This window comes from Pseudomonas sp. 43(2021), from assembly GCF_017490805.1.
GTDB lineage: Bacteria > Pseudomonadota > Gammaproteobacteria > Pseudomonadales > Pseudomonadaceae > Aquipseudomonas.
The window spans coordinates 1-497 of record NZ_JAFGYJ010000335.1 but is presented as its reverse complement, the minus strand read 5'-3'; the positions used below and the strand labels follow the sequence as shown (position 1 = coordinate 497).

Below are 497 nucleotides of genomic sequence, written 5' to 3'. Positions count from 1 at the left end.
GGTCAGAATCGGCAGGCCCGAGGCCTTGGCCAAGCGTGCGGCGTAACGCTGGCGCTCAAGGCCGACGCCGGTCGGCTGGTCTTCGCCCCAGGCCAGATCACCGCGCTCACGCCCCGAGCCCAGCACCACGATCGCATCGGCGCGTTGCGCCAGCGTTGCCCACTCCTGCCGCGCCAGCGGCGGCTCTCGTTCCAGCGCCTTGGCGCTCCACTGCACGACCACCGGCAGGCTCATCAGCCACAGGCCGCCAAAGCCGAGGGCAAAACACACACCCGCCAGACGCGGCCGTGAGCGGCGCAGCCACCAGGCGGCCAGCAACAGCAGCAAAAGAATGCCGGGCGGCAGTAAAAGTTGTTTGATGAAATAGCGAAGGGGCATCGGGCATCTCCAAAGATGCCCGAAGCCTAAGAGTGTTGATTACGCGTTACAACCAGTAGGCCGGATCCGGTTGCAAAAGATCCGTTTCATGACCTGCCATGCGCTTACTTGGCCTGCAC

At 64.6% G+C, this 497-nt stretch carries 1 pseudogene; it reads right to left on the bottom strand.

The window, feature by feature from the left end:
- Nucleotides 1-378, bottom strand: a pseudogene (locus J5M71_RS27495) (YdcF family protein); the annotation flags it as partial.
- Nucleotides 379-497 lie beyond the last annotated feature (119 nt).